Annotated in this window: 16 protein-coding genes; 5 read left to right on the top strand and 11 right to left on the bottom strand. The window is 61.7% G+C overall.

Features of this window, described 5'->3' with window-relative positions; all coding sequences use genetic code 11:
- Positions 1 to 48: 48 nt before the first annotated feature.
- On the bottom strand, positions 49 to 162 hold the full coding sequence (locus OHJ17_RS10050) for a hypothetical protein (RefSeq protein ID WP_033831755.1): 114 nt from the start codon (positions 160 to 162) through the stop codon (positions 49 to 51).
- Positions 163 to 287: 125 nt separating this feature from the next.
- A complete protein-coding gene (locus OHJ17_RS10045) occupies positions 288 to 1,676 on the bottom strand; it encodes a NarK family nitrate/nitrite MFS transporter (protein ID WP_004175568.1) in 1,389 nt (462 codons plus the stop codon).
- Positions 1,677 to 1,987: 311 nt separating this feature from the next.
- Here OHJ17_RS10045 and narX point away from each other — a divergent pair, with 311 nt between their 5' ends.
- Together narX and narL are read left to right on the top strand one after the other, a co-directional pair.
- A complete protein-coding gene (gene narX, locus OHJ17_RS10040; protein ID WP_004175566.1) occupies positions 1,988 to 3,766 on the top strand; it encodes a nitrate/nitrite two-component system sensor histidine kinase NarX in 1,779 nt (592 codons plus the stop codon).
- 10 nt (positions 3,767 to 3,776) lie between these two features.
- Positions 3,777 to 4,427, top strand: coding sequence for a two-component system response regulator NarL (gene narL / locus OHJ17_RS10035; protein WP_002910198.1), 651 nt, complete (start codon positions 3,777 to 3,779; stop codon positions 4,425 to 4,427).
- Here narL and OHJ17_RS10030 read toward each other — a convergent pair.
- The 7 genes from OHJ17_RS10030 to nasR all read right to left on the bottom strand — a co-directional run bounded on the left by OHJ17_RS10030 (position 4,424) and on the right by nasR (position 17,000).
- A complete protein-coding gene (locus OHJ17_RS10030) occupies positions 4,424 to 5,806 on the bottom strand; it encodes a YchO/YchP family invasin (RefSeq protein WP_002910201.1) in 1,383 nt (460 codons plus the stop codon). The two genes, narL and OHJ17_RS10030, sit on opposite strands and share 4 nt — an antisense overlap.
- A 151-nt stretch (positions 5,807 to 5,957) precedes the next feature.
- The gene (locus tag OHJ17_RS10025; protein ID WP_267303159.1) at positions 5,958 to 8,558 is read right to left on the bottom strand and encodes a nitrate reductase; all 2,601 of its coding nucleotides are present in this window, start codon (positions 8,556 to 8,558) and stop codon (positions 5,958 to 5,960) included.
- Positions 8,558 to 12,625: a nitrite reductase large subunit NirB gene (gene nirB, locus OHJ17_RS10020; RefSeq protein ID WP_267303158.1), complete on the bottom strand. Its 4,068-nt coding sequence runs from the start codon at positions 12,623 to 12,625 to the stop codon at positions 8,558 to 8,560. Before nirB ends, OHJ17_RS10025 begins: the two co-directional genes overlap by 1 nt.
- 10 nt (positions 12,626 to 12,635) lie before the next feature.
- Positions 12,636 to 13,424 carry an ABC transporter ATP-binding protein gene (locus tag OHJ17_RS10015; RefSeq protein ID WP_004145418.1) on the bottom strand — a complete coding sequence of 263 codons (789 nt, stop codon included), beginning with the start codon at positions 13,422 to 13,424 and terminating at the stop codon, positions 12,636 to 12,638.
- Positions 13,425 to 13,433: 9 nt separating this feature from the next.
- Positions 13,434 to 14,318 (bottom strand): nitrate ABC transporter permease, encoded by an 885-nt coding sequence (ntrB, locus tag OHJ17_RS10010; protein WP_004152255.1) that lies wholly within the window; start codon positions 14,316 to 14,318, stop codon positions 13,434 to 13,436.
- Between the two features lies 1 nt (position 14,319).
- Positions 14,320 to 15,576, bottom strand: coding sequence for a CmpA/NrtA family ABC transporter substrate-binding protein (locus OHJ17_RS10005; protein WP_004175561.1), 1,257 nt, complete (start codon positions 15,574 to 15,576; stop codon positions 14,320 to 14,322).
- 242 nt (positions 15,577 to 15,818) lie between these two features.
- Entirely contained in the window at positions 15,819 to 17,000 is a 1,182-nt protein-coding gene (nasR, locus tag OHJ17_RS10000; protein WP_004200290.1) for a nitrate regulatory protein NasR, read from the bottom strand.
- A 67-nt stretch (positions 17,001 to 17,067) separates the two neighbouring features.
- Between nasR and OHJ17_RS09995 the strand changes: the two genes are divergently transcribed.
- On the top strand, positions 17,068 to 17,421 hold the full coding sequence (locus OHJ17_RS09995; RefSeq protein WP_002910380.1) for a DsrE/DsrF/TusD sulfur relay family protein: 354 nt from the start codon (positions 17,068 to 17,070) through the stop codon (positions 17,419 to 17,421).
- Positions 17,422 to 17,658: 237 nt separating this feature from the next.
- Entirely contained in the window at positions 17,659 to 17,901 is a 243-nt protein-coding gene (locus OHJ17_RS09990; RefSeq protein WP_002910387.1) for a DUF1883 domain-containing protein, read from the top strand.
- Positions 17,902 to 18,118: 217 nt separating this feature from the next.
- On the opposite strand, the gene OHJ17_RS09985 is transcribed toward OHJ17_RS09990, so the two are convergent.
- Positions 18,119 to 18,799, bottom strand: a complete 681-nt coding sequence (locus OHJ17_RS09985) for a gamma-glutamylcyclotransferase (protein WP_004152258.1) — start codon at positions 18,797 to 18,799, stop codon at positions 18,119 to 18,121.
- Between the two features lie 136 nt (positions 18,800 to 18,935).
- A complete protein-coding gene (chaB, locus tag OHJ17_RS09980; RefSeq protein ID WP_002910389.1) occupies positions 18,936 to 19,166 on the bottom strand; it encodes a putative cation transport regulator ChaB in 231 nt (76 codons plus the stop codon).
- A 263-nt stretch (positions 19,167 to 19,429) separates the two neighbouring features.
- Here chaB and chaA point away from each other — a divergent pair, with 263 nt between their 5' ends.
- Entirely contained in the window at positions 19,430 to 20,530 is a 1,101-nt protein-coding gene (gene chaA / locus OHJ17_RS09975) for a sodium-potassium/proton antiporter ChaA (protein ID WP_039818241.1), read from the top strand.
- The last annotated feature ends 27 nt before the right edge of the window (positions 20,531 to 20,557 follow it).

Genomic DNA, 20,557 nt, shown 5'->3' with positions numbered 1-20,557 from the left:
TGTTACTGCGTAGCAAAACCTCGATTACCACCAAGGTGGTATAAGATGTTATTTTTTAACTTCCTGTTTTTTAATGATTTTCACCTCAAAAAGCAGCGCCTCACCGGGATTTGTTAACAACGGAGGTATTAAGGGGTAGAGCCATTTCACTGGCAAGCCCACCTGTTCTGGCTCAGCGGTCGATGCGGACAATATTATCCCATAGTATGTTGTAACTAATTAAGCGGTGAAAAAAGGCGCCTCCGTGGGGAGCGCGCCTTTTTATACGCCAACGTTACCGCGGCCGATTACTGACGCTTACGACCGTATACCGCCCAGGTGATCACCACGCAGGCAATATAGAACACGAGGAACACTTTCATCGCCCCGGCCGGCGAGCCGGTCAGATCCAGCGAGATACCGAACGCTTTCGGAATAAAGAAGCCGCCGATAGCGCCAATGGCGGAGATAAAGCCCAGCGCCGCCGCGGTATCGGTCGCCGCCTCGCGCATCGCCTGCGCTTCGCTGCCGCCCTGGGCCTTCACGCGGTCCATAGTCAGCTTACGGAAGATCACGGAGATCATCTGGAAGGTGGAGGCGCTCCCCAGCCCGGCGGTCAGGAACAGCACCATAAACACCGCGAAGAAGGCGATAAAGTTACCGCCCTGGCCGTTGGTCGGCAGGGTCAGGAACAGCAGCGCGCAGAAGACAGCCATCACCACAAAGTTGACCAGCGTTACGCGGGTCCCACCGAGGCGGTCGGAGATCGCCCCGCCCATCGAACGCGCCAGCGCGCCAATGAACGGGCCGAAGAAGGCGTAATGCAGGATCTGCACATCCGGGAACTGAGTTTTTGACAGCATCGCGAACCCGGCGGAAAAGCCGATAAAGGAGCCGAAGGTCGCGAGATAGAGCAGCGCCATAATCCACAGATGCAGGCGCTTAAGTACCGGCAACTGCTCGCTCAGCGACGCTTTCGAAGCCGACAGGTCGTTCATAAAGAACCACGCCGCCAGAGTGAAAATAATCAGGAAAGGCACCCAGATCCACGCGGCGTTTTCCAGATACAGCATCGAGCCGTCCGGTTGCTCGCTACCGTTACCGCCAAAAACGGCAAAGATAGAGATCGAGACCACCAGCGGCGCGACCAGCTGCATCACGCTGACGCCCATATTGCCAAGTCCGCCGTTAACGCCGAGCGCCCCGCCCTGCTTCGCTTTCGGGAAGAAGAAGCTGATGTTGGCCATACTGGAGGCAAAGTTGGCTCCGGCGAAGCCGCACAGCAGAGAGATAATCACGAAGATGCTAAACGGCGTAGAGGTATCCTGGACCGCGAAGCCCAGCCAGACGCACGGCACAATCATGATCCCGGTGCTGAACGCCGTCCAGCGACGGCCGCCGAACAGCGGCACCATAAAGGCGTAAGGCACGCGTAATAAGGCGCCTGACAGCGCCGGCAGCGCGGTCAGCATAAACAGCTGATCGGTTGTAAACTGAAAGCCTACTTTGTTGAGGTTAACGGCAACCGCGCTGAACAACATCCAAACGCAGAACGCCAGTAACAGACAGGGAACGGAGATCCATAAATTGCGGCTTGCCACACGATGGCCGCGCTGTTGCCAGAATTCAGGATCTTCAGGCCGCCAGTCGGTTATGACCGAGCGGTTAGCCTTCTCCGGGAGGGAAGATTGACTCATAGATACCTCTGATTATTCATATTTCCTGCCGCTACCTTAGGGGTTACCCGGGGCGGTAAGTTGATATAAATCAAAGGAAAAGCGCGAGCTAATTTGTGCAAAAATAAACCATGCCTCCAAGTGAGTAGAGAATGGTGGGGAAAAAAGTGTGGTTTTTCACGCTGCTGCCGGGTTGCGTATAATCCCCCCCCTAACATCGCCTACCACCGACAATTAAGGAGTAACTCTTTAGGGGTATGGGTATACTCCAGGGGATAGTCGAGAATAAGCGCCACTCCCGGAGACATGACCGGTCAGGAGCCACGCATTCCATGTTAAAACGTCTTTTTACCCCGCTGACGCTGGTCAATCAACTGGCGTTAATCGTGCTGCTCGCCACGATTATTGGCGTCGCCGGCATGGCGATCTCCGCGCGCCTGGTGAACGGCGTGCAGGGCAGCGCGCACGCCATTAACAAGGCCGGTTCATTGCGTATGCAAAGCTACCGGCTGCTGGCGGCGATCCCGCTGAATGAAAACGATCAAAAACTGGTGGCGGACATGACCGCCACCGTCTTCAGCCCGGAGCTGCAAAATTCCGCCCGCCGCGACGGCCAGGAAATCCAGCTTAAAGCCCTGCAGCAGTACTGGCAGCTGGCGCTGGCCCCCGGCATGCAGCGCGCAGTCAATCAGGCGGAAGTGGCCCAGGATGTCGCCGACTTTGTCGATCGTATCGACCAGTTGGTCACCGCATTCGACCACACCACCGAGCAGCGTATCGAACGGGTGGTCTGGATCCATCGCATCCTCGCCATTGGTATGGCGCTGCTGCTGATCTTCACTATCATCTGGCTACGCGCCCGCCTGCTGCGGCCGTGGAAACAGCTGCTGAGCATGGCGCGCGCGGTGAGTCAGCGTGATTTCACCCAGCGGGCGCACATCAGCGGCCGCAACGAAATGGCGACCCTGGGCATGGCGCTGAATAACATGTCGGAAGAGCTGGCGGAAAGCTATGCCGTGCTCGAGCGGCGGGTGCAGGAGAAGACTGCCGGACTGGAGCAGAAGAACGAGATCCTCGCTTTCTTATGGCAGGCCAACCGCCGGCTGCACTCCAGCGCCCCGCTCTGCGAACGTATTTCGCCGGTACTGAATGGCCTGCAGGGGCTGACGCTGCTGCGCGATATCGAGGTACGGGTTTACGACCTGGAAGACGAAGATAATCACCAGGAGTTTACCTGCCACTCGGATGATGACTGTGATGATAAAGGCTGCTACCTCTGTCCACGCAATCTGCCGCCGCTGCCGGATGGGGGAACAACGCTGAAGTGGCGGCTGTCGGATGCGCATAGTCAGTACGGCATCCTGCTGGCGACGCTGCCGGTTGGCCGCCATCTCAGCCACGATCAGCAGCAGCTGGTGGATACCCTGGTGGAACAGCTGACCAGCACCCTGGCGCTGGACCGCCATCAGGAGAAGCAGCAGCAGCTGATCGTCATGGAAGAACGGGCCACTATCGCCCGCGAGCTGCACGACTCCATCGCCCAGTCGCTATCCTGTATGAAGATGCAGGTTAGCTGTCTGCAGATGCAAGGCGACGCCTTGCCGACGGAAAGCCGCCAGCTGCTGGGGCAGATCCGTAACGAACTGAATACCTCGTGGGCCCAGCTGCGGGAGCTGTTAACCACCTTCCGCCTGCAGTTGACCGAGCCGGGGCTGCGCCCGGCGCTGGAGGCCAGCTGTCAGGAGTACAGCGCCCACTTCGGCTTTACGGTGCAGCTTGATTACCAGCTCCCGCCGCGCTTTGTGCCCTCGCATCAGGCGATCCACCTGCTGCAGATCGCTCGCGAAGCGTTGAGCAACGCTCTGAAGCATGCCAGCGCAACCGAAGTAACCGTGACGGTGTCACAACGCGATAATCAGGTTCGTCTGGTGGTAGCGGATAACGGCCGCGGCGTACCGGACCACGCCGAACGGAGTAACCATTACGGTTTAATTATTATGCGGGATCGCGCCCAGAGCTTGCGCGGTGACTGTCAGGTACGACGCCGGGAAACCGGTGGAACCGAAGTGATCGTCACGTTTATCCCGGAAAAAACGTTTTCCATCCAATAAGGAGACCCTCATGAGTCAACAGGAACGGGCAACTATCCTTCTCATTGACGACCATCCGATGCTGCGCACCGGCGTGAAACAGTTGATCAGCATGGCGCCGGACATCCAGGTGATTGGCGAGGCCAGCAATGGCGCGCAAGGTATCGAGCTGGCCGAGTCGCTGGATCCTGACCTGATCCTGCTGGACCTTAATATGCCGGGCATGAACGGTCTGGAGACGCTGGATAAGCTGCGTGAGAAATCCCTTTCTGGCCGGGTAGTGGTCTTCAGCGTCTCCAACCATGAAGAGGACGTTGTCACCGCCCTGAAGCGCGGCGCCGATGGCTATTTGTTGAAGGACATGGAACCGGAAGATCTGCTGAAAGCGCTGCAGCAGGCGGCCGCCGGAGAGATGGTATTAAGCGAAGCATTAACGCCGGTGCTGGCCGCCAGCCTGCGCGCCAACCGCGCCACCTCCGATCGCGACATCAGCCAGCTGACCCCGCGCGAGCGCGACATTCTCAAGCTGATAGCCCAGGGACTGCCGAACAAAATGATCGCCCGTCGCCTGGATATCACCGAAAGCACCGTCAAAGTACACGTAAAGCACATGCTGAAGAAAATGAAGCTCAAATCCCGCGTGGAAGCGGCGGTATGGGTCCACCAGGAGCGAATCTTCTAAGGCGAGTCCGTCCAGGAGACGCCTGGCGTGGTAAACTTGACCAGCGGCTCGGTCAGCGCCAGGGCGATCTCATTGGAGGAGACGCGCTGCCCCTGTTTATCCTCCACCACCACCGACAGGCGCCAGCGGTTCGCGGCGCCCGGTTCACTGTTCCACACCGGCATAATGATGCTCCAGCCATCGGGGCTGCTGGCATCTACCGGCGGCGTCAGGCTGAGGGCCTGGGTGTCTCCCTGCCAGTGCAGCGCCTTGATGCCATGCAGACTATGGATCTGCAGCTTCAACTGCACCGTCTCCCCGGACTGCAGATCCCAGGGCGGCGTGGCCAGATAGACCGTCAGATTTTTGCGCTGACGATACTCCACCACTGGCAGATTATCCCGCTCCGGACTATCGAAGCGGCTCCCGCGCAGCGAGTTGCTGATCGCCACCTCGTCTGCCGCAAGCTGCTGCTTAAGGGGTACGCCAAAGCGGTAGTTTAGCTTCAGGCCCACATTGTTCTGGCTGACGCCATTTTCCCCCTGCTTATGCTTAGCGGTCACCGTGACCAGCGGGACCGGGGTGTAATTGAGCCCAACGGAGACGGCCACCGGATTATGGTAGCCGGTGCCGGAGTGAAACAGATCGACGCTATCGCCGAAATATTGTTCGACGCTGACGCTGGTGTTGATGTGCTGGTAGAACGGCAGCCGCGCCTGGGCGGTGACGTCATACCCTGCGGCCATCCGCTGCTCCTGAGTCTGATTATCGCGTAGCTGCCAGTCGCCCAGCGGATGGTAATAGTTTGCCGACAGGCGGAGATATTCTCCCCACGCTTCGGCGCCAACGCTGCCGCGCGCCAGGCTTTCGCTCAGCACTTTATCGTAAAACGAGTTATAGCCCAGCAGCCAACCGCCGACCCGCCAACGCTGGCCAAGCCCGATGTTGCCCACCAGATCGTGCTCGCGCCGGGTCACCGAGTACTGGTTCCACGTCAGATAACGGTCGTTATCCTGCAACGGCACGAACCAGCTCCCTTTACTGCCGGTGAATTTCCCCTCTTTATCGACCAGCAGGTCGACATTGGCGTTGCCCCACGGCGAGAGCCAACTCTCCAGCTGATGACTCACTTCATTGCCGATTTTACTGATGGCAAACAGCTGCGCCTGTTCACCCGCCGTCAGACCATTGTCGCTCATGCTGGCCTCGCCAAACTTCTTCGCCACTTCGGCAAAGTGCCGGGCGTCGTCATCAACCTGGGGAGCAATCCCCATATCGGGCAGCGGATCTTGCGCTTGCGCAGGGCGGGTGGTGTCGCTGGCGGTCAGCGCCCAGACGGGAACGCCCGGCAACAGCAGGAGAAAGGTCAACGTTGGCAACAAACGGAACGACACAGGCATTAACAGAGTTTGCGCAAGCTCACAAAAATGGATAGAAGTGTTAGTTTATCGTTTTTTCCCTGCTCCCGCAGCCCTGTGGGCAATTCCAGGAATAAGCTGAAACCGGTTGGGTAAGGTGCCGCCCAACCGGAGGCGTCGCTGCGCGCCACCGTTACGCCCGGGTTCGTTGCGCCGCCAGCAGCGCGTTGAGCTCCGGCACGCAAGAGCCGCAGTTGGTCCCGCATTTCAGCTTCCCACCCAGCGCCCCGACGCTGGCGCAGCCGCTGGCGATGGCCTCGTTAATTGACCATTCCCCCACCCCAAAGCAGCTGCAGACGATCCGCCCCCGCGGCGCGACGGCGGCGCCCGGTCGGCCGCTAAGCAAGGCATGTCGTTGGACAGCATCGGACGGCGGCGCGGCAAAGGCAGCGCTTATCCATGCGCAATCCACCGCCGGCTCGCGCGCATCGCTCCACCAGCCGAGCATCAGCCTTCCCTGATGCCAGGCCAGCAGGTTCCACACCGCGCCGCCGTCAGCCACCTGTAACTGCCAGCCGCGCCGGGCGCACCACGCGCTGAGCCACTGTCGGGCAGATGCCTCCCCGGCCAGCGAGTAGTGCAGCACGCCTGGCGCCGCCCGCCGCCGCCAATGCCAGGCCGCAGGAAATGGTAGCGGTTCGCGGCAAAAAAGCTCGCTGTGCCAGGCCGGTTGCCAGGCGGCGATCGCCACCGCCGCCTGTTTACTTTCCGGCTGGCCGGAATACGGGTCCGTGACGGCGGCCAGCAGGTTATTCACCCGCCCCTGACGGGCAAACTGGTTGTTCCAGTGCATCGAAACAAACAGCGAGCCGGGGCGCTGCCCTTCGCTGATCGCCACTTTCGCCACCATCACCCCATGCCGCGACCAGATCCGCGCCAGCCCGTCAGCGGGAAGCTGATAGCGAACGGCATCCTGCGGCGCCACCTCCACCATTGGCTCCGCGATATGCTGCATCAGCCGCGGCACTGCGCCGGTACGGGTCATGGTGTGCCACTGATCGCGGATCCGCCCGCTGTTGAGGATCAGCGGATAAAAGGCATCGGTTGTCGCCCGGGTCGGTTGAGGCGTCACCGGCACCATCCGCAGCCTGCCATCGCCATGCCAGCCGCGCGTGATATCCCAGGCGGCCTCGCTGCGGCTGACCGGCCAGCGCACCGGCGGCATGGCGTCCCACGCCTCACGGCTGAGATCCGCCAGCGCGCCGATATCAAACGCCCGCTGGCCGTCGTTTTCGAAACCGGACAGCGCCGCATGCTCGCGGAAGACGTCATGCGGATGCTGCCAGGCAAACGCCTCGCGATACCCCAGCGCCTGGCCCACTCTGGCGATGATCCACCAGTCCGCTTTCGCCTCCCCCGGCGGCGGCAGAAAGCTGCGCTGACGGGAGATCCGCCGCTCCGAGTTGGTGACCGTGCCATTCTTCTCGCCCCAGGCCAGCGCCGGAAAGCGGATGTGGGCGAAACGTCCGGTATCGGTCTGGGCGGCGACATCCGAGACGATCACCAGCGGACAGGCGGCCAGCGCCTGGCTCACCGCGTGGCTGTCAGGGAGCGACACCACCGGGTTGGTACCCATGATCCAGACCGCTTTGACCTCGCCGCGGCCAATGGCGGCAAACAGCTCCACGGCGGTCAGCCCGGGGGTCTGCGCCAGCCGTTCCGTCCCCCAGAAGCGGGCCAGCCGCTGCAGATCGTCTGGCACAAAATCCATGTGCGCCGCCAGCATCGTCGCCAGCCCGCCGACTTCGCGGCCGCCCATGGCGTTGGGTTGACCGGTCAGCGAAAAGGGGCCGCAGCCGCGGCGGCCATACTTCCCGCTGGCCAGATGGACGTTGATGATGGCGTTACATTTGTCGCTGCCGCTGGCGGATTGATTGATTCCCATGGTGTAGAGGGTGATCGCCCGCGGGGCGGCGATGAACTCGCGATAGAATCCCGCCACCTCATCGGCAGGCAGACCGCAAAAGGCCGCCACCCTCGCCACGTCCCAGCCGCGGGCGGCGGCCAGCGCCTGCGGGCCGTCGCGAAAGCCATCGACGCAGGCTCCTGCCTCAGCCAGGGCGTTAAGCAGCCCCACAAACAACCCGCCGTCGCTTCCCGGAGCCAGCGCCAGATGGCGGTCGGCGATCTCGCAGGTAGCGGTGCGTCGGGGGTCGATCGCCACGATCCGCAATCGGGGATTATCCCGCTTCGCCTGCGCCAGCCGCTGGAACAGCACCGGATGCGCCCAGGCGGCGTTCGAGCCGACCAGCACCACCAGATCGCTGTTTTCCACATCATCGTAGCTGCAGGGCACCACGTCGGCGCCAAAGGCCCGCTTGTAGCCAGTGACCGCTGACGACATGCACAGCCGTGAATTGGTATCGATGTTCGCCGCGCCGATAAACCCTTTCATCAGCTTATTGGCGGCATAGTAATCCTCGGTTAACAGCTGGCCGGAGGCGTAAAAGGCCACCGCTTGCGGTCCGTGCTGGTCGATGATCTGTCTCAGGCGCGCAGCGGTTTCCGCCAGCGCCTGAGGCCAGGCTACCTGCTGGCCGTCGACCTCCGGCGTCAGCAGCCGCCCCGCCAGACCCGTGGTCTCCCCTAAGGCGGCCCCTTTGACGCACAGACGGCCGAGGTTCGCCGGGTGCTGATCGTCGCCGCGCACGCTCACCTGCCCCGCGTCGTCCACGCTCGCCAGCACCCCGCAGCCTACGCCGCAGTAGGGGCAGGTCGTTCGGATGGTCTTCATCAGGAGGCCTCCGCGCGAGCCAGCAGCTGCTGGTTGCCCACCCACACTTTGCCGTTTTCTACTTTCACCGGCCAGGCGCGTACCGCCTGTTCGTCGCCGTCGCACGGCCAGCCGTCGCGCAGGCGTATCCGCTGTTTGTACAGCGGGGAGATCACCACCGGCTCGCCGCCGACGTCCCCTAACAGCCCACGCGACAGCACGTTGGCCGCGCTGCCCGGCTCGCGGTTGTCGAGGGCGTAGACCCGCTCGCCGAAGCGGAACAGGGCAATCTGCCGCTCCCCTAAGCGGGCGCCGATCCCCGCCTGCGCCGGAATGGCGTCAAGATCGCACACCGCCTGCCACGGTCGGGATGGGAGTTCGCCTTCGGGCAACGTCTCAGTCAGCAGCGGCTGCGGCTGAACGCGCAGATCGCGGCGCTGCACAGCCTCGTCGGGCTGGTCGCTATTAACGAAGGAGCGGAACAGCGCCAGACGCTGCGGATCGTTGAGGGTGGTCTGCCACTCGCACTGGTAGCTGTCGACGATCCGGGCCATCTCCTGCTCCAGCTCCTCGCCAATGCCAAGACTATCCTCCAGCACCACCTGCCGCAGATAGGTGACGCCGCCCTCCAGGTTATCCATCCAGGTGCTGGTTCGCTGCAGGCGATCGGCGGTACGGATATAGAACATCAGCAGACGATCGATGCTGCGGATCAGCGTCGCTTCGTCGAGATCGCTGGCAAACAGGTCGGCGTGACGCGGTTTCATCCCGCCGTTGCCGCAGACGTACAGATTCCAGCCTTTGTCGGTGGCAATCACCCCGATATCTTTCCCCTGGGCTTCAGCGCATTCGCGGGTGCAGCCGGAGACCGCCATCTTGATTTTGTGCGGGGCGCGTAGCCCTTTATAGCGATGCTCGAGCCGTACCGCGAGCCCGGTGGAGTCTTGCACGCCGTAGCGACACCAGGTTGAGCCGACGCAGGATTTCACCGTGCGCAGCGACTTGCCGTAGGCGTGGCCGGTTTCAAACCCGGCGTCGGCCAGCTCGCGCCAGATAGCCGGCAGCTGTTCCAGCCGCGCGCCAAACAGGTCGATGCGCTGGCCGCCGGTCACTTTGCTGTAGAGCTGGTAACGTTTGGCGATCTGCCCGATGGCGATCAGTCCGTCCGGCGTCACTTCCCCTGCCGCCATCCGCGGCACCACCGAATAGCTCCCGTCCTTCTGGATATTGGCGAAATAGCGGTCGTTGGTATCCTGCAGCGGCAGGTGCGCCGGCTTCAGCAGGTACTCGTTCCAGCAGGAGGCCAGCACCGAGGCCACCAGCGGTTTGCAGACATCGCAGCCGTGCCCCTGGCCGTAGCGGCTAATCAACTGCTCGAAGGTATGGATATGGTTAACCCGCACCAGGTGGTAGATCTCCTGGCGCGACCACGGGAAATGTTCGCAGACGTCTTTTTTCACTTCGACGCCCTGCTCCGCCAGCTGATACTCCATCACCTGTTTCACCAGCGCGCTGCAGCCGCCGCAGCCGGTAGCCGCTCTGGTGCAGCTTTTTATCGCCGACATATCCCCCGCCCCATTGTTCACCGCCTGACAGATATCGCCTTTGCTGACGTTATGGCAGGAGCAGATCGGCGCGCTGTCCGGCAGCGCCGCGACGCCGAGCGCCTTCGGCGCGGCTCCCTCCAGCGCGGGCAGGATCAGACTCTCCGGACGCGGCGGCAGCGCCATGCCGTTCAGCATCATCTGCAGCAGCGTGGCATAGTCGCTGGCATCCCCCACCAGCACGCCGCCAAGCAAGGCTTTGCCGTCCTGACTGACGACGATTTTTTTGTAAATCTGCTGCGGACCGTCGGTCCATTGATAGCTCTGACAGCCCGGCGTGCGCCCCTGCGCATCGCCAAACGAGGCCACGTCGACTCCCAGCAGCTTCAGTTTGGTGCTCATGTCGGCGCCGCTAAAGCAGGCGTCCTCTCCTGCGAGAGTGGCCGCGGCGATGCGCGCCATCTGATAGCCCGGCGCCACCAGACCGTAAATTTTATTGTCCCACAGGGCGCATTCGCCTATCGCCAGCACGTCCGGGTCAGAGGTACGGCACTGGCCGTCGATGTGAATTCCCCCGCGTTCGCCCACCTGCAGCGCGCAGCCGCGGGCCAGCGCGTCCTGCGGGCGGATCCCCGCCGAGAAGACCACCATGTCGGTCCGCAACGCGCCGCCGTCGGCAAAGTTCAGCCGCAGGCCGTCGGCCTCGCGCACGATGGCGGTGGTCGCTTTGCTGGTATGCACCCCCACGCCGAGGGCGACGATCTTCTCCCGGAGCATCGCCGCCCCGCCGTTATCCAGCTGGACGGCCATCAGGTTCGGGGCAAACTCCACCACCTGCGTCTCCAGCCCCAGCTGTTTCAGGGCGTTGGCCGCCTCCAGCCCGAGCAGCCCGCCGCCGATAACCACCCCGCTCTTCGCCGCGGCGGCATGGGCGGCGATACGGTCGAGATCGTCAAGAGTGCGGTAGACAAAGCACCCCGCGAGATCGTTACCGGGAATTGGCGGCACAAAGGGATACGAGCCGGTCGCCAGCACCAGTTTATCCCAGTGGATTTCATGCCCCTCGGCGTCCCGCACCAGCCGTGCGTCGCGGTCGATGCTCGCCACCGCCTCGCCGAGGCGGAGTTCAATACCGTGTTCAATAAAGAAATCCCCGGCCGCCAGCGACAGCGACTCGGCGCTGCGTCCGGCAAAATACTCGGAGAGATGTACCCGGTCGTAGGCGGGATAACGCTCTTCGCCAAACACCACGATTCGATATTGCTGATGCAGATTGCGGCTCACGCATTGTTCGAGAAAATGGTGGCCGACCATGCCATGTCCCACCAGCACTAATACAGGTTTCGTCATCGTCATTATTCCTGCAGCCTGCGGCTGCGTTGAAGAGGGGTCAAAAAGCCAGTCCACGGTGGCAGGCTCATCGCTTTCCAGGCGCGCGGTAAGCGCGGCGGCGGCGGTGCAGTCGCCCATCAGCAGCACGCCGCGCAGGCGGCCATCGCGCAGCAGCAGGCGGCGATAGTGGCGGTCGATGGGGTCCCAGGTGGTATAAATGTCATCCTGTTCGCCGGCCTGCTGCTCGCCAGCGCTAAAGAGTTCAATGCCGGTGACCTTCAGGCGGGTCCCGGCGTCCTGCCAGACAAAGCCCTCGCCGGGGGCGCCGCACAGGCGATCCACCAGCACCTCGGCCTGACGCAGGCAGGGAGCCACCAGCCCCCAGGTCTGGCCGTCAATTTCGCAACATTCGCCGATGGCGCTGATCCCCGGCAGCGAGGAGGCCATCTGACGGTCGACCACGATCCCCCGCTGGCACAGCACGCCGGACTGCGCCGCCAGACGGCTGTCGGGCTGCACGCCGGTAGCCAGCACCACTCTGGCGGCGCGGAATACGCGCCCGTCCGCCAGCCGCACGCCATCGGCGTCGATGGCGGCGATGCGGCACTCCAGCACGCAGCGAATGCCGCGCGCTTCAAGCTGCTGCCTGAGCTCATCGGCGGCAAAAGCGTCGGTCAGCGGCGCCATTAATCCGCTGCCGCGATGCAGAAGAGTGACCTCTCCGCCGTGACGACGCAGCGCCGCCGCCGCTTCCACCCCCAGCACGCCACCGCCAATCACCACCGCCGGGCCGGGTATCGCCAGAATACGTTCCACGTCCGCCAGGGTGCGGAAGGGCATAACCTGCGGACGATCAATGCCCGGCAGCGGCGGGATAAAGGGCCGCGAACCGGTGGCGAACACCAGCTCATCCCACGGCAGCCAGGTTTCCGCGATGCGCAGCCGCCGTTGCTGAATATCGACTTCATCGACCGCCTCGCCAGACCGCAGGCACACCCCGTGCCGGGTGTACCACTCCGCCGGCAGCAACGGGATCTGCGCCGCCGTTTTTTCACCTGCCAGCAGCGGCGAGAGCTGAATGCGGTTATAGGCCGGGTGCGGCTCGTCGCCGACGACGGTAATGGCAAACCGCGCGGGGTCGCGCTCAACCAGCCGCTGCACCAGCCGGGTGGCCGCCATGCCGTTACCGATCACCACCAGTCGCCGCGTCATGACCGCCTCCTTACGCCGCTTTCGGCTGTTTTTCATACAGGAAATGGAGGATCTGCTGGCGCAGATGGTGATACCGGCTGTCGTCCGCCAGCTGAACGCGGTGGCGCGGACGCGGCAGATCGACCGCGAGGATCTCGCCGACCGTCGCCGCCGGACCGTTGGTCATCATCAGCACCCGATCCGAGAGCAGCACCGCTTCATCAACGTCGTGGGTGATCATGACGATGGTGGTATTGAGCTCCTGCTGGATATGCATCACCGTGTCCTGGAGGTGGGCGCGGGTCAGCGCATCCAGGGCGCCGAAGGGCTCATCAAGCAGCAACACTTTCGGCTTCATCGCCAGCGCCCGGGCGATACCCACCCGCTGCTTCATGCCGCCGGAGATCTCCCCGGGACGTTTGTGCAGCGCATGACCCATCTGTACGCGCGCCAGGTTGTGTTCGATCCACTCCCGGCGCTCACTCTTGCTCATTGTGCGACGGAACACCTGATCCACCGCCAGCGCCACATTGTCGAAACAGCTCAGCCACGGCAGCAGCGAGTGGTTCTGGAAAACCACCGCCCGCTCCGGCCCGGGACCGGCGATTTCCCGGTTATCACACAGTAGTCCGCCCTCGGTAGGGGTGGTGATCCCGGCGATCAGGTTTAGCAGGGTCGATTTTCCGCAACCCGAGTGGCCGATCAGGCTAATGGTCTCCCCTTCGACGATATCGAAGGAGACATTCTGCAGCGCCAGGAACTCGCCGCTGGCGGTGTTGAAGCGTTGGCTGACGGCCTGCACCTGAATTAATGGTTTCATGTTGGCTCCTTATTTTTCCTGCCAGCTAAAGCGGCGAGCGAGCAGCATCAGGCCCTGCTCCAGCAGCAGGCCGACGACGCCGATAATGACGATGGCGATGATGATGTTTTCCACATTGAGGTTGTTCCACTCGTTCCAGATCCAGAAGCCGATCCCCAGCCCGCCGGTAAGCATTTCCGCCGCCACGATCACCAGCCAGGCGATGCCGATGGAGAGGCGCACGCCGGTAAGCACCGCCGGCAGCACCGCCGGAAAGAGGATTTTGCGCATCACCGTCCACTCCGAGAGCTGGAGGACGCGGGCGACGTTGAGATAGTCCTGCGGGATCCGCCGCACACCCTCCGCGGTGTTGATCACCATCGGCCAGATGGAGCAGATAAAAATGGTCCAGCTGGAAGCCGGCTCCGCCTTCTGGAACAGCAGCAGGCCAATCGGCAGCCAGGCCAGCGGGCTGACCGGGCGCAGCAGAGCAATCAGCGGATTAAACATGCGGGCGAAGAACAGCGAACGGCCGATCAAAAACCCCAGCGGAATGCCCGCCAGCGCCGCCAGGCCGAAGCCCACCGCCACGCGCTGCAGGGAGGCCAGCACGTTCCAGCCGATGCCCATGTCATTGGGCCCGTCCTGATAGAACGGATCGGCAAACAGGGTCAGCGCCGAGTCCAGCGTGCTCAGCGGCGTGGGAAAGCCTTTGCTATGCATCGCCGCCAGCTGCCAGGCCAGCAGCAGCACACCCAGCCCCAACAGCGGGGGCAGCAGGCGCTGGGTGAGCTCACGCAGCCAGCGCGTGACGGTCGGCGTGGTGCGCCGGACCTGCACCGGCGGCAGGATAATCACTTCGCCAGGCGCGTTGTCCACGCTGACGACCGGTTGCTTACGTTGTGCCTGCTTCATCTCATGCCCCCTTACGTTGAATAGAGAAATGGCGGGCGTAGCCTTCCGGGTCGGACCCGTTCCAGACCGTCCCGTCCATTAGTGTGCTGCTGCGCATCCTGGCTGCCGGCGCGCTGATCCCTCCTACCGCCTGGGCGGCAGCCTGCCAGACATCGATGCGGTTAATGCGCGACGCCACCGCGAGGTAATCCGGAGCCTGCTTCAGCAACCCCCAGCGGCGGAACTGGGTGAGGAACCACATCCCGTCCGATAGCCACGGGAAACTCACCTCGCCCCCGGCCCAGAAGCGCATCGGATGGGCATCCTGCCAGCGGCGGCCAAGGCCGTTGTCATACTCTCCAAGCATCCGGCCGGTGAGGTATTGCTCCTTGGTATTGAGCCAGCCGCGTCTGGCGAGCAGGCGGGCCGTCTCCCGGGTGTTCTCCGGCGAGGCGGCGATCCAGCGCTGCGCCTCCATCAGGGCCGCCACCAGCGCGCGGGCGGTGTTCGGGTTGCGTTCCACCCAGTCGCGACGGGTGCCCAGCACCTTTTCCGGATGCTCGGGCCAGATATCCTGGGAAGTGGCCGCGGTGAAGCCGATACGGTCGTTAATGGCGCGGGCGTTCCATGGCTCGCCGACGCAAAAGCCGCTCATATTGCCGATGCGCATGTTCATCACCATCTGCGGCGGCGGCACCACGACGGTGCGCACATCGTTGAAGGGATCGATGCCGGCGCTCGCCAGCCAGTAGTAAAGCCACATGGCATGGGTGCCGGTAGGAAAGGTATGGGCGAAGGTGTAACTGCCCGGCGCGCTGCGGTCGATCAGCCGCTTCAGCCCGCCGAGGTCGGTCACCCCTTTCTCCTGCAGCTCGCTGGAGAGGGTAATCGCCTGGCCATTGCGGTTGAGGGTCATCAAATTGGCCATCGCCTGCGGCTTGCTGGCGATCCCCAGTTCGAGGCCGTACAGCAGGCCATAGAGAATATGCGCCGCGTCGAGCTCGCCGGCCACCAGCTTGTCGCGCACCGCCGCCCAGCTGGCTTCCTTACTCGCCACCAGGGTGATGCCATATTTTTGGTCAAACCCCTTCGCCGCGGCGATGGCCAGCGGCGCGCAATCGGTCAGCGGAATAAATCCGACCCGCACGCGGGTTTGCTCCGGTTTGTCCGAGCCGCCGGCCCAGGCGGCCTGCATCACGCCCGGCAGCAGCATCGCGCCGCCCAGCGCGGCCCCTGCCTGCAGCAAGCGCCGCCGGGAAATTGAAAATTTGTCGCCCATATCCGCTCCACCATGCGCAAAAAAAAAGCGCCCGACAGTGCATACGCACTGCAGGACGCCTTTATCCACGGGCCCCCGAACCGCCATTGGTTCGTTACCCGGACTTTTATTCACTTAATAAGTAATGCAAACGGGATGCCAGCTTTGGCAATAGCGCGCTGGCGGGCTTTTTCCCAACGCTGGCCGGTTTTTCACCTAAAAGTGCACCGCCGGCAGGCAAAGAATGCCCATCGATTGTGCATCTACTCCTTTGGTGTTAGCGGCCAAATCGCCTTCACCATCAGCAGCGCGCGGGCTATCTCAACCATGCGCTGATTTTTGTCCATGGCCATCTTGCGCAGCGTCTGCCAGGCCTGCTCCTCCTGCATTCCCTGGTGCGTCATCAGCAGACTTTTCGCTTTTTCGATCAGCTTGCGCTCTTCGAGCGCGTCTTTCAGCGAGGCCAGCTGGCTGGAGAGCTGCTGCAGCTCATAGGCCTGCTGGCGCACCAGCGGCAGTAGCTGTTTATCGAGCCGTGGCGTCACGCTATCGTCTTCCTCTCCGGCCTGCCAGCCAGGCGCGTCGTCTGCTAACAGCGCGTCGGTGGCATCCAGCAGATCGTCGATCAGTTGCTCTTCCACTTCGCGCAGTTGCTCAAGCCGTTGGGTTTGCAGGCCAAACCAGCGCAGCGCCGTTTCCCCGCCGTCGGCAGCCGGCTGGCGGGTACAGGCGATCCGCCGCAGCTGTTCAATATCCAGACCGGCGTGGCACTGGGTTCTGAACAACTGGACGGTCGCCGGGCTGCCCAGCGCCTGAAAGCTGTCGAAGCAGGGCTGCTGACCGTCAATACGGTCCACCAGCTGCTGGCGCAGGCTGTCGCTGAACTCGCCGCGGGTAAAGCCCAATGCTCCCAGCGCGCGCTCCTGGCCCACCAGCTCTTTTCCCTGCATAAAGCTGTACAGGGCGACCATCCGACCAGCCACCGGCGGATCGTCAATGCTGTCATTGAGCTGCGGGGCGATGTTCAGCAGATGGCGGATGACGCGGCTGAACTGCTCCGTCGCGGCTTCAGCGGCAATTTGCCGGCGGCCGATCTGCGCGCGTAGCGCCGGGAGCTGCGCCAGCTCGTCAAGCGCTCTGGCGATACGCCAGCACAGCGCGCTGCCGGCTACCGCGCGCGCCCGTTCGAGGCTGGCATAAAACAGGGCTAGCCGCTCGTCAACCAGCGCCCCTCCCGCCCGACACTCCGCTGTATACAGCAAGCCGCCCGAGCAAAGATAGATATTCGACGCCCCGCGCTCACACTGCAGCATATGCACCAGCGCGCTGAGCTGGCTGGCCAGTTCCCCCAGTTGGCTAAGCTGCTGAAGCTGTTGTTTTTGCAGGCGACGCGCCAGCTGCAGCCAGGCCGTCGCATCGTGCGCATGACCAGTCGTATTATTCATACCCCTCCTCCGGGTTAACGCTTTATACTGCCTAAAGCAATAACCGTGCCTTTAAGAAGGAGTTTGTATGCAACGTATTGTGATCATCGCCAACGGCGCCGCCTACGGCAGCGAATCCCTGTTCAACAGCCTGCGCCTGGCCATTGCCCTGCGCGAGCAGCAGTCCGACCTCGATCTCAAGCTGTTTCTGATGTCCGACGCCGTCACCGCCGGGCTGCGGGGGCAGAAGCCGGCAGAAGGGTATAATGTGCAGCAGATGCTGGAGATCCTCACCGCCCAGCAGGTTCCCGTGAAGCTGTGTAAAACCTGCGCGGACGGCCGCGGGGTCAGCGCACTGCCGCTGGTTGACGGCGTGGAGGTTGGCACTCTCGTTGAGCTGGCCCAGTGGACCCTGGCGGCAGATAAAGTGCTGACCTTCTGAATCTGGGGCGCCAAACGGCAGGAAATATCAGGTTTCGCCGCCTGCAGAGGTAAAAAAAACGTTAGCTGAATGCTTTCAGGAACAACGTCATTTTTGTTTAATCTTTATCCCTTTTTTTGATCAAAATCAGCATCCCGACCCGCGCCGTTTGGTGTGATGCACAGAGCAAAGTGTGAACAATATCACGCGAGGACTGGGTGGGCAGGATGCTGTAGCGGGACAGAAACGGGGTATAAAATGGCGATGGTTAAAGCAAGTTTGACGTTATTTGGTGGTGACACGCTGGTGGTGCGGTGCTCAGAGCGCTGCCATATTCATCTGATGAGCGCGAAGGTCCCGGGCGACAGTCATGCGGATATTCTGAGCGTGCAGGATCGGGACAGCGCGTATCTGACGGTGCCCTACAGCGGCACCTGGAACGTACTTATCGACAGTCACAGCCAGTCGCTGGAGCACTCCATCAGCTACGTGCCGGCCTGACCGTCACTGCCAGAACACACGCCCGGTCATGCCGGGCGTGAGATTCATGACAAACCTCATGCAATCATTGTACTTGCAGATTGCACCAGAAAAATAACAAGGAAAATCAATTTATTGATTTTCGGCTGATAACCACCAGTAAGGAAAAACCACGCTTTTTCCTTACTGGTCAGCAATCGGACGCCCGGTCATGCCGGGCGTTTTCTTTTGCGCGCGCTCAGGCCAGGCCCGGCGTCGGACTCTCGCCCAACAGCGCGCGGACGCTGGCCACCAGGTCATCGAGACTGGCATCGTGCATGCCCAGCTTGCGCAGCGCCTGCTCAAGCGAAAACAGATACTGGGCGTTGGTGCCGAGCGGCCCGCTGGCCCGGGCGATCAGCGGGGCGATAACCTGGGCACTGGTATCCGGTTCAAACAGTGGATGGCGCGGATCCATAATAAACACCAGGGCATTCACCGTCCGTCCGTCGTCCAGCTCCAGCTTGCACCAGGTGGGCAGATAGCAGCCGGTGATCATCTCCCGCTTCCACAGCAGGGTCAGCTCCTCCTCCAGCGTGTCGTCAGGCAGACGATAGGCGACGCCGGTGGTTCGGCCGCCCTCTTTGAGAGCCAGCATGCGTCCCGGCTGGCAGGCACTACCGCGCCCGGCGGTCAACCGCAGGCAAAACGCGCGGTGCCAGCCCGGCAGCGTGCCGGTGCAGGACTCGCGATAATTGAGCGCCGGGTTCCAGATAAGCGAACCGTAGCCAAAGATCCATACTGAGCCATCATCCGGGCGGCAGGCCAGCGTCGCCGCCAGCGAGGCTGCACGTTGTTCTGCCGACCAGAGTAGCGATTCCTCAATAGCGCCAAACGCTGTCTTACAATCCGCATTCATTAAGAAATCACGAGTTAACACTGTTTACTACCTCCGCCACTGCCCGCTTCCCGGCGTTCGTCTCATGCATCCGTCAATATTGCTGAAATATTATCCAGCTTTATCTTTCAATAAGCAATCAGCGGGGCGCTGGCAAGCGAAAAAGCGGCGTCAGCGATTATTTTTTCTTATGCCACTTATCATCATCGCCTTTCTCATAGCTGTTCTTCACCGCCGCCCAGGCGACTTTGTGCGCCGTCTCTTCGCGGCTGGCGTCATCGCGCCGCTCGTCTTTATCTTTATATTGATCCCAGGCGCTGTTAAACGCTTCTTTATAAATTTCCTGCGCATGGGCAGGCAGTACATGCTGAACGCTGTCGGGGAGTTCTTGTTTACTGCGATAGGGCATACTGACCTCCTGTTTGAGCATTAAGTTTAAGTCTGGTACGCAGTCGGCTGGCTATCAAGGTCAAAATGAGTAGAAAAATTATTTTAGTAATTATCTGAATAATAAGAACTAAATATAAGTAAACATAAATTATAATAAACTAATCAAGATATCCCTCGATACCCGTAAATTTAAGTAAAAAACCAGCGGTAATTTAGCAAGATCTGTTACTTTACCGCCCTACGTTTTTATAATTATAACACCTGCATAAATGGAGATGGTTCATGACCCATGCACATGAGGCGGTAAAAACCCGCCATAAGGAGTCTTCCCTCGTCTTTCCGGTGCTGGCGCTGGCGGTGCTGTTTTTCTGGGGCAGCAGCCAGTCACTGCCAGTGGTTATCGCGATCAATATCCTCGCACTGGTCGGCATTTTGAGCAGCGCCTTCAGCGTGGTCCGCCACGCCGACGTCCTCGCCCACCGCCTGGGCGAACCCTATGGCTCCCTGATTTTAAGCCTGTCGGTGGTTATCCTTGAGGTCAGTTTGATCTCTGCCTTAATGGCCACCGGCGACGCCGCGCCGACCTTGATGCGGGATACCCTCTACTCCATTATTATGATCGTCACCGGCGGTCTGGTCGGTTTCTCTCTGCTGCTGGGCGGGCGTAAATTCGCCACCCAATATATGAATCTGTTCGGCATTAAGCAGTATCTTATCGCCCTGTTTCCGCTAGCGATTATCGTGCTGGTCTTTCCGATGGCGCTGCCGGGCGCGAACTTCAGCACCGGGCAATCGCTGCTGGTGGCGGTAATTTCGGCGGCCATGTACGGCGTTTTCCTGCTTATTCAGACCAAAACCCATCAGAGCCTGTTTGTTTATGAGCATGAAGACGACAGCGACGATGACGACCCGCACCACGGTAAACCGTCCGCCCACAGCAGCGGGTGGCATACCGCCTGGCTGCTGGTGCACCTGGTGGCAGTGATCGCGGTTACCAAAATGAACGCTAACCCGCTGGAAACGCTGTTGACCAACATGAATGCCCCGGTGGCATTTACAGGCTTCCTGGTGGCTCTGCTGATCCTGTCGCCGGAAGGCCTTGGCGCCCTGAAAGCGGTGCTCAACAATCAGGTTCAGCGGGCGATGAATCTGTTTTTCGGCTCAGTGCTGGCCACCATCTCGCTGACGGTCCCGGTGGTCACCCTCATCGCCTTCCTGACCGGCAATGAGCTGCGCTTTGGCCTTGGCGCCCCGGAGATGGTGGTGATGGTCGCCTCGCTGGTGCTGTGCCATATCTCCTTCTCCACCGGACGCACCAATGTGCTGAACGGCGCGGCCCACATGGCGCTGTTCGCCGCCTATCTGATGACCATTTTCGCCTGACCCCGTTTTCCCACCCGGCGGAGTCCG

This window comes from Klebsiella sp. KP20-425-1, from assembly GCF_025813515.1.
Classification (GTDB): Bacteria; Pseudomonadota; Gammaproteobacteria; order Enterobacterales; family Enterobacteriaceae; genus Klebsiella; species Klebsiella pneumoniae.
The sequence above is the reverse complement of the archived record's forward strand: the minus strand, read 5'-3'. Positions and strand labels throughout refer to the sequence as shown.

Excerpts from the sequence above, each read along its gene's own strand:
- OHJ17_RS10045 (WP_004175568.1), bottom strand. The coding sequence starts at position 1,676 with ATGAGTCAATCTTCCCTCCCGGAGAAGGCTAACCGCTCGGTCATAACC.
- narX (WP_004175566.1), top strand. The coding sequence starts at position 1,988 with ATGTTAAAACGTCTTTTTACCCCGCTGACGCTGGTCAATCAACTGGCG.
- narL (WP_002910198.1), top strand. The coding sequence starts at position 3,777 with ATGAGTCAACAGGAACGGGCAACTATCCTTCTCATTGACGACCATCCG.
- OHJ17_RS10030 (WP_002910201.1), bottom strand. The coding sequence starts at position 5,806 with ATGCCTGTGTCGTTCCGTTTGTTGCCAACGTTGACCTTTCTCCTGCTG.
- OHJ17_RS10025 (WP_267303159.1), bottom strand. The coding sequence starts at position 8,558 with ATGAAGACCATCCGAACGACCTGCCCCTACTGCGGCGTAGGCTGCGGG.
- nirB (WP_267303158.1), bottom strand. The coding sequence starts at position 12,625 with ATGACGCGGCGACTGGTGGTGATCGGTAACGGCATGGCGGCCACCCGG.
- OHJ17_RS10015 (WP_004145418.1), bottom strand. The coding sequence starts at position 13,424 with ATGAAACCATTAATTCAGGTGCAGGCCGTCAGCCAACGCTTCAACACC.
- ntrB (WP_004152255.1), bottom strand. The coding sequence starts at position 14,318 with ATGAAGCAGGCACAACGTAAGCAACCGGTCGTCAGCGTGGACAACGCG.
- OHJ17_RS10005 (WP_004175561.1), bottom strand. The coding sequence starts at position 15,576 with ATGGGCGACAAATTTTCAATTTCCCGGCGGCGCTTGCTGCAGGCAGGG.
- nasR (WP_004200290.1), bottom strand. The coding sequence starts at position 17,000 with ATGAATAATACGACTGGTCATGCGCACGATGCGACGGCCTGGCTGCAG.
- OHJ17_RS09995 (WP_002910380.1), top strand. The coding sequence starts at position 17,068 with ATGCAACGTATTGTGATCATCGCCAACGGCGCCGCCTACGGCAGCGAA.
- OHJ17_RS09990 (WP_002910387.1), top strand. The coding sequence starts at position 17,659 with ATGGCGATGGTTAAAGCAAGTTTGACGTTATTTGGTGGTGACACGCTG.
- chaB (WP_002910389.1), bottom strand. The coding sequence starts at position 19,166 with ATGCCCTATCGCAGTAAACAAGAACTCCCCGACAGCGTTCAGCATGTA.
- chaA (WP_039818241.1), top strand. The coding sequence starts at position 19,430 with ATGACCCATGCACATGAGGCGGTAAAAACCCGCCATAAGGAGTCTTCC.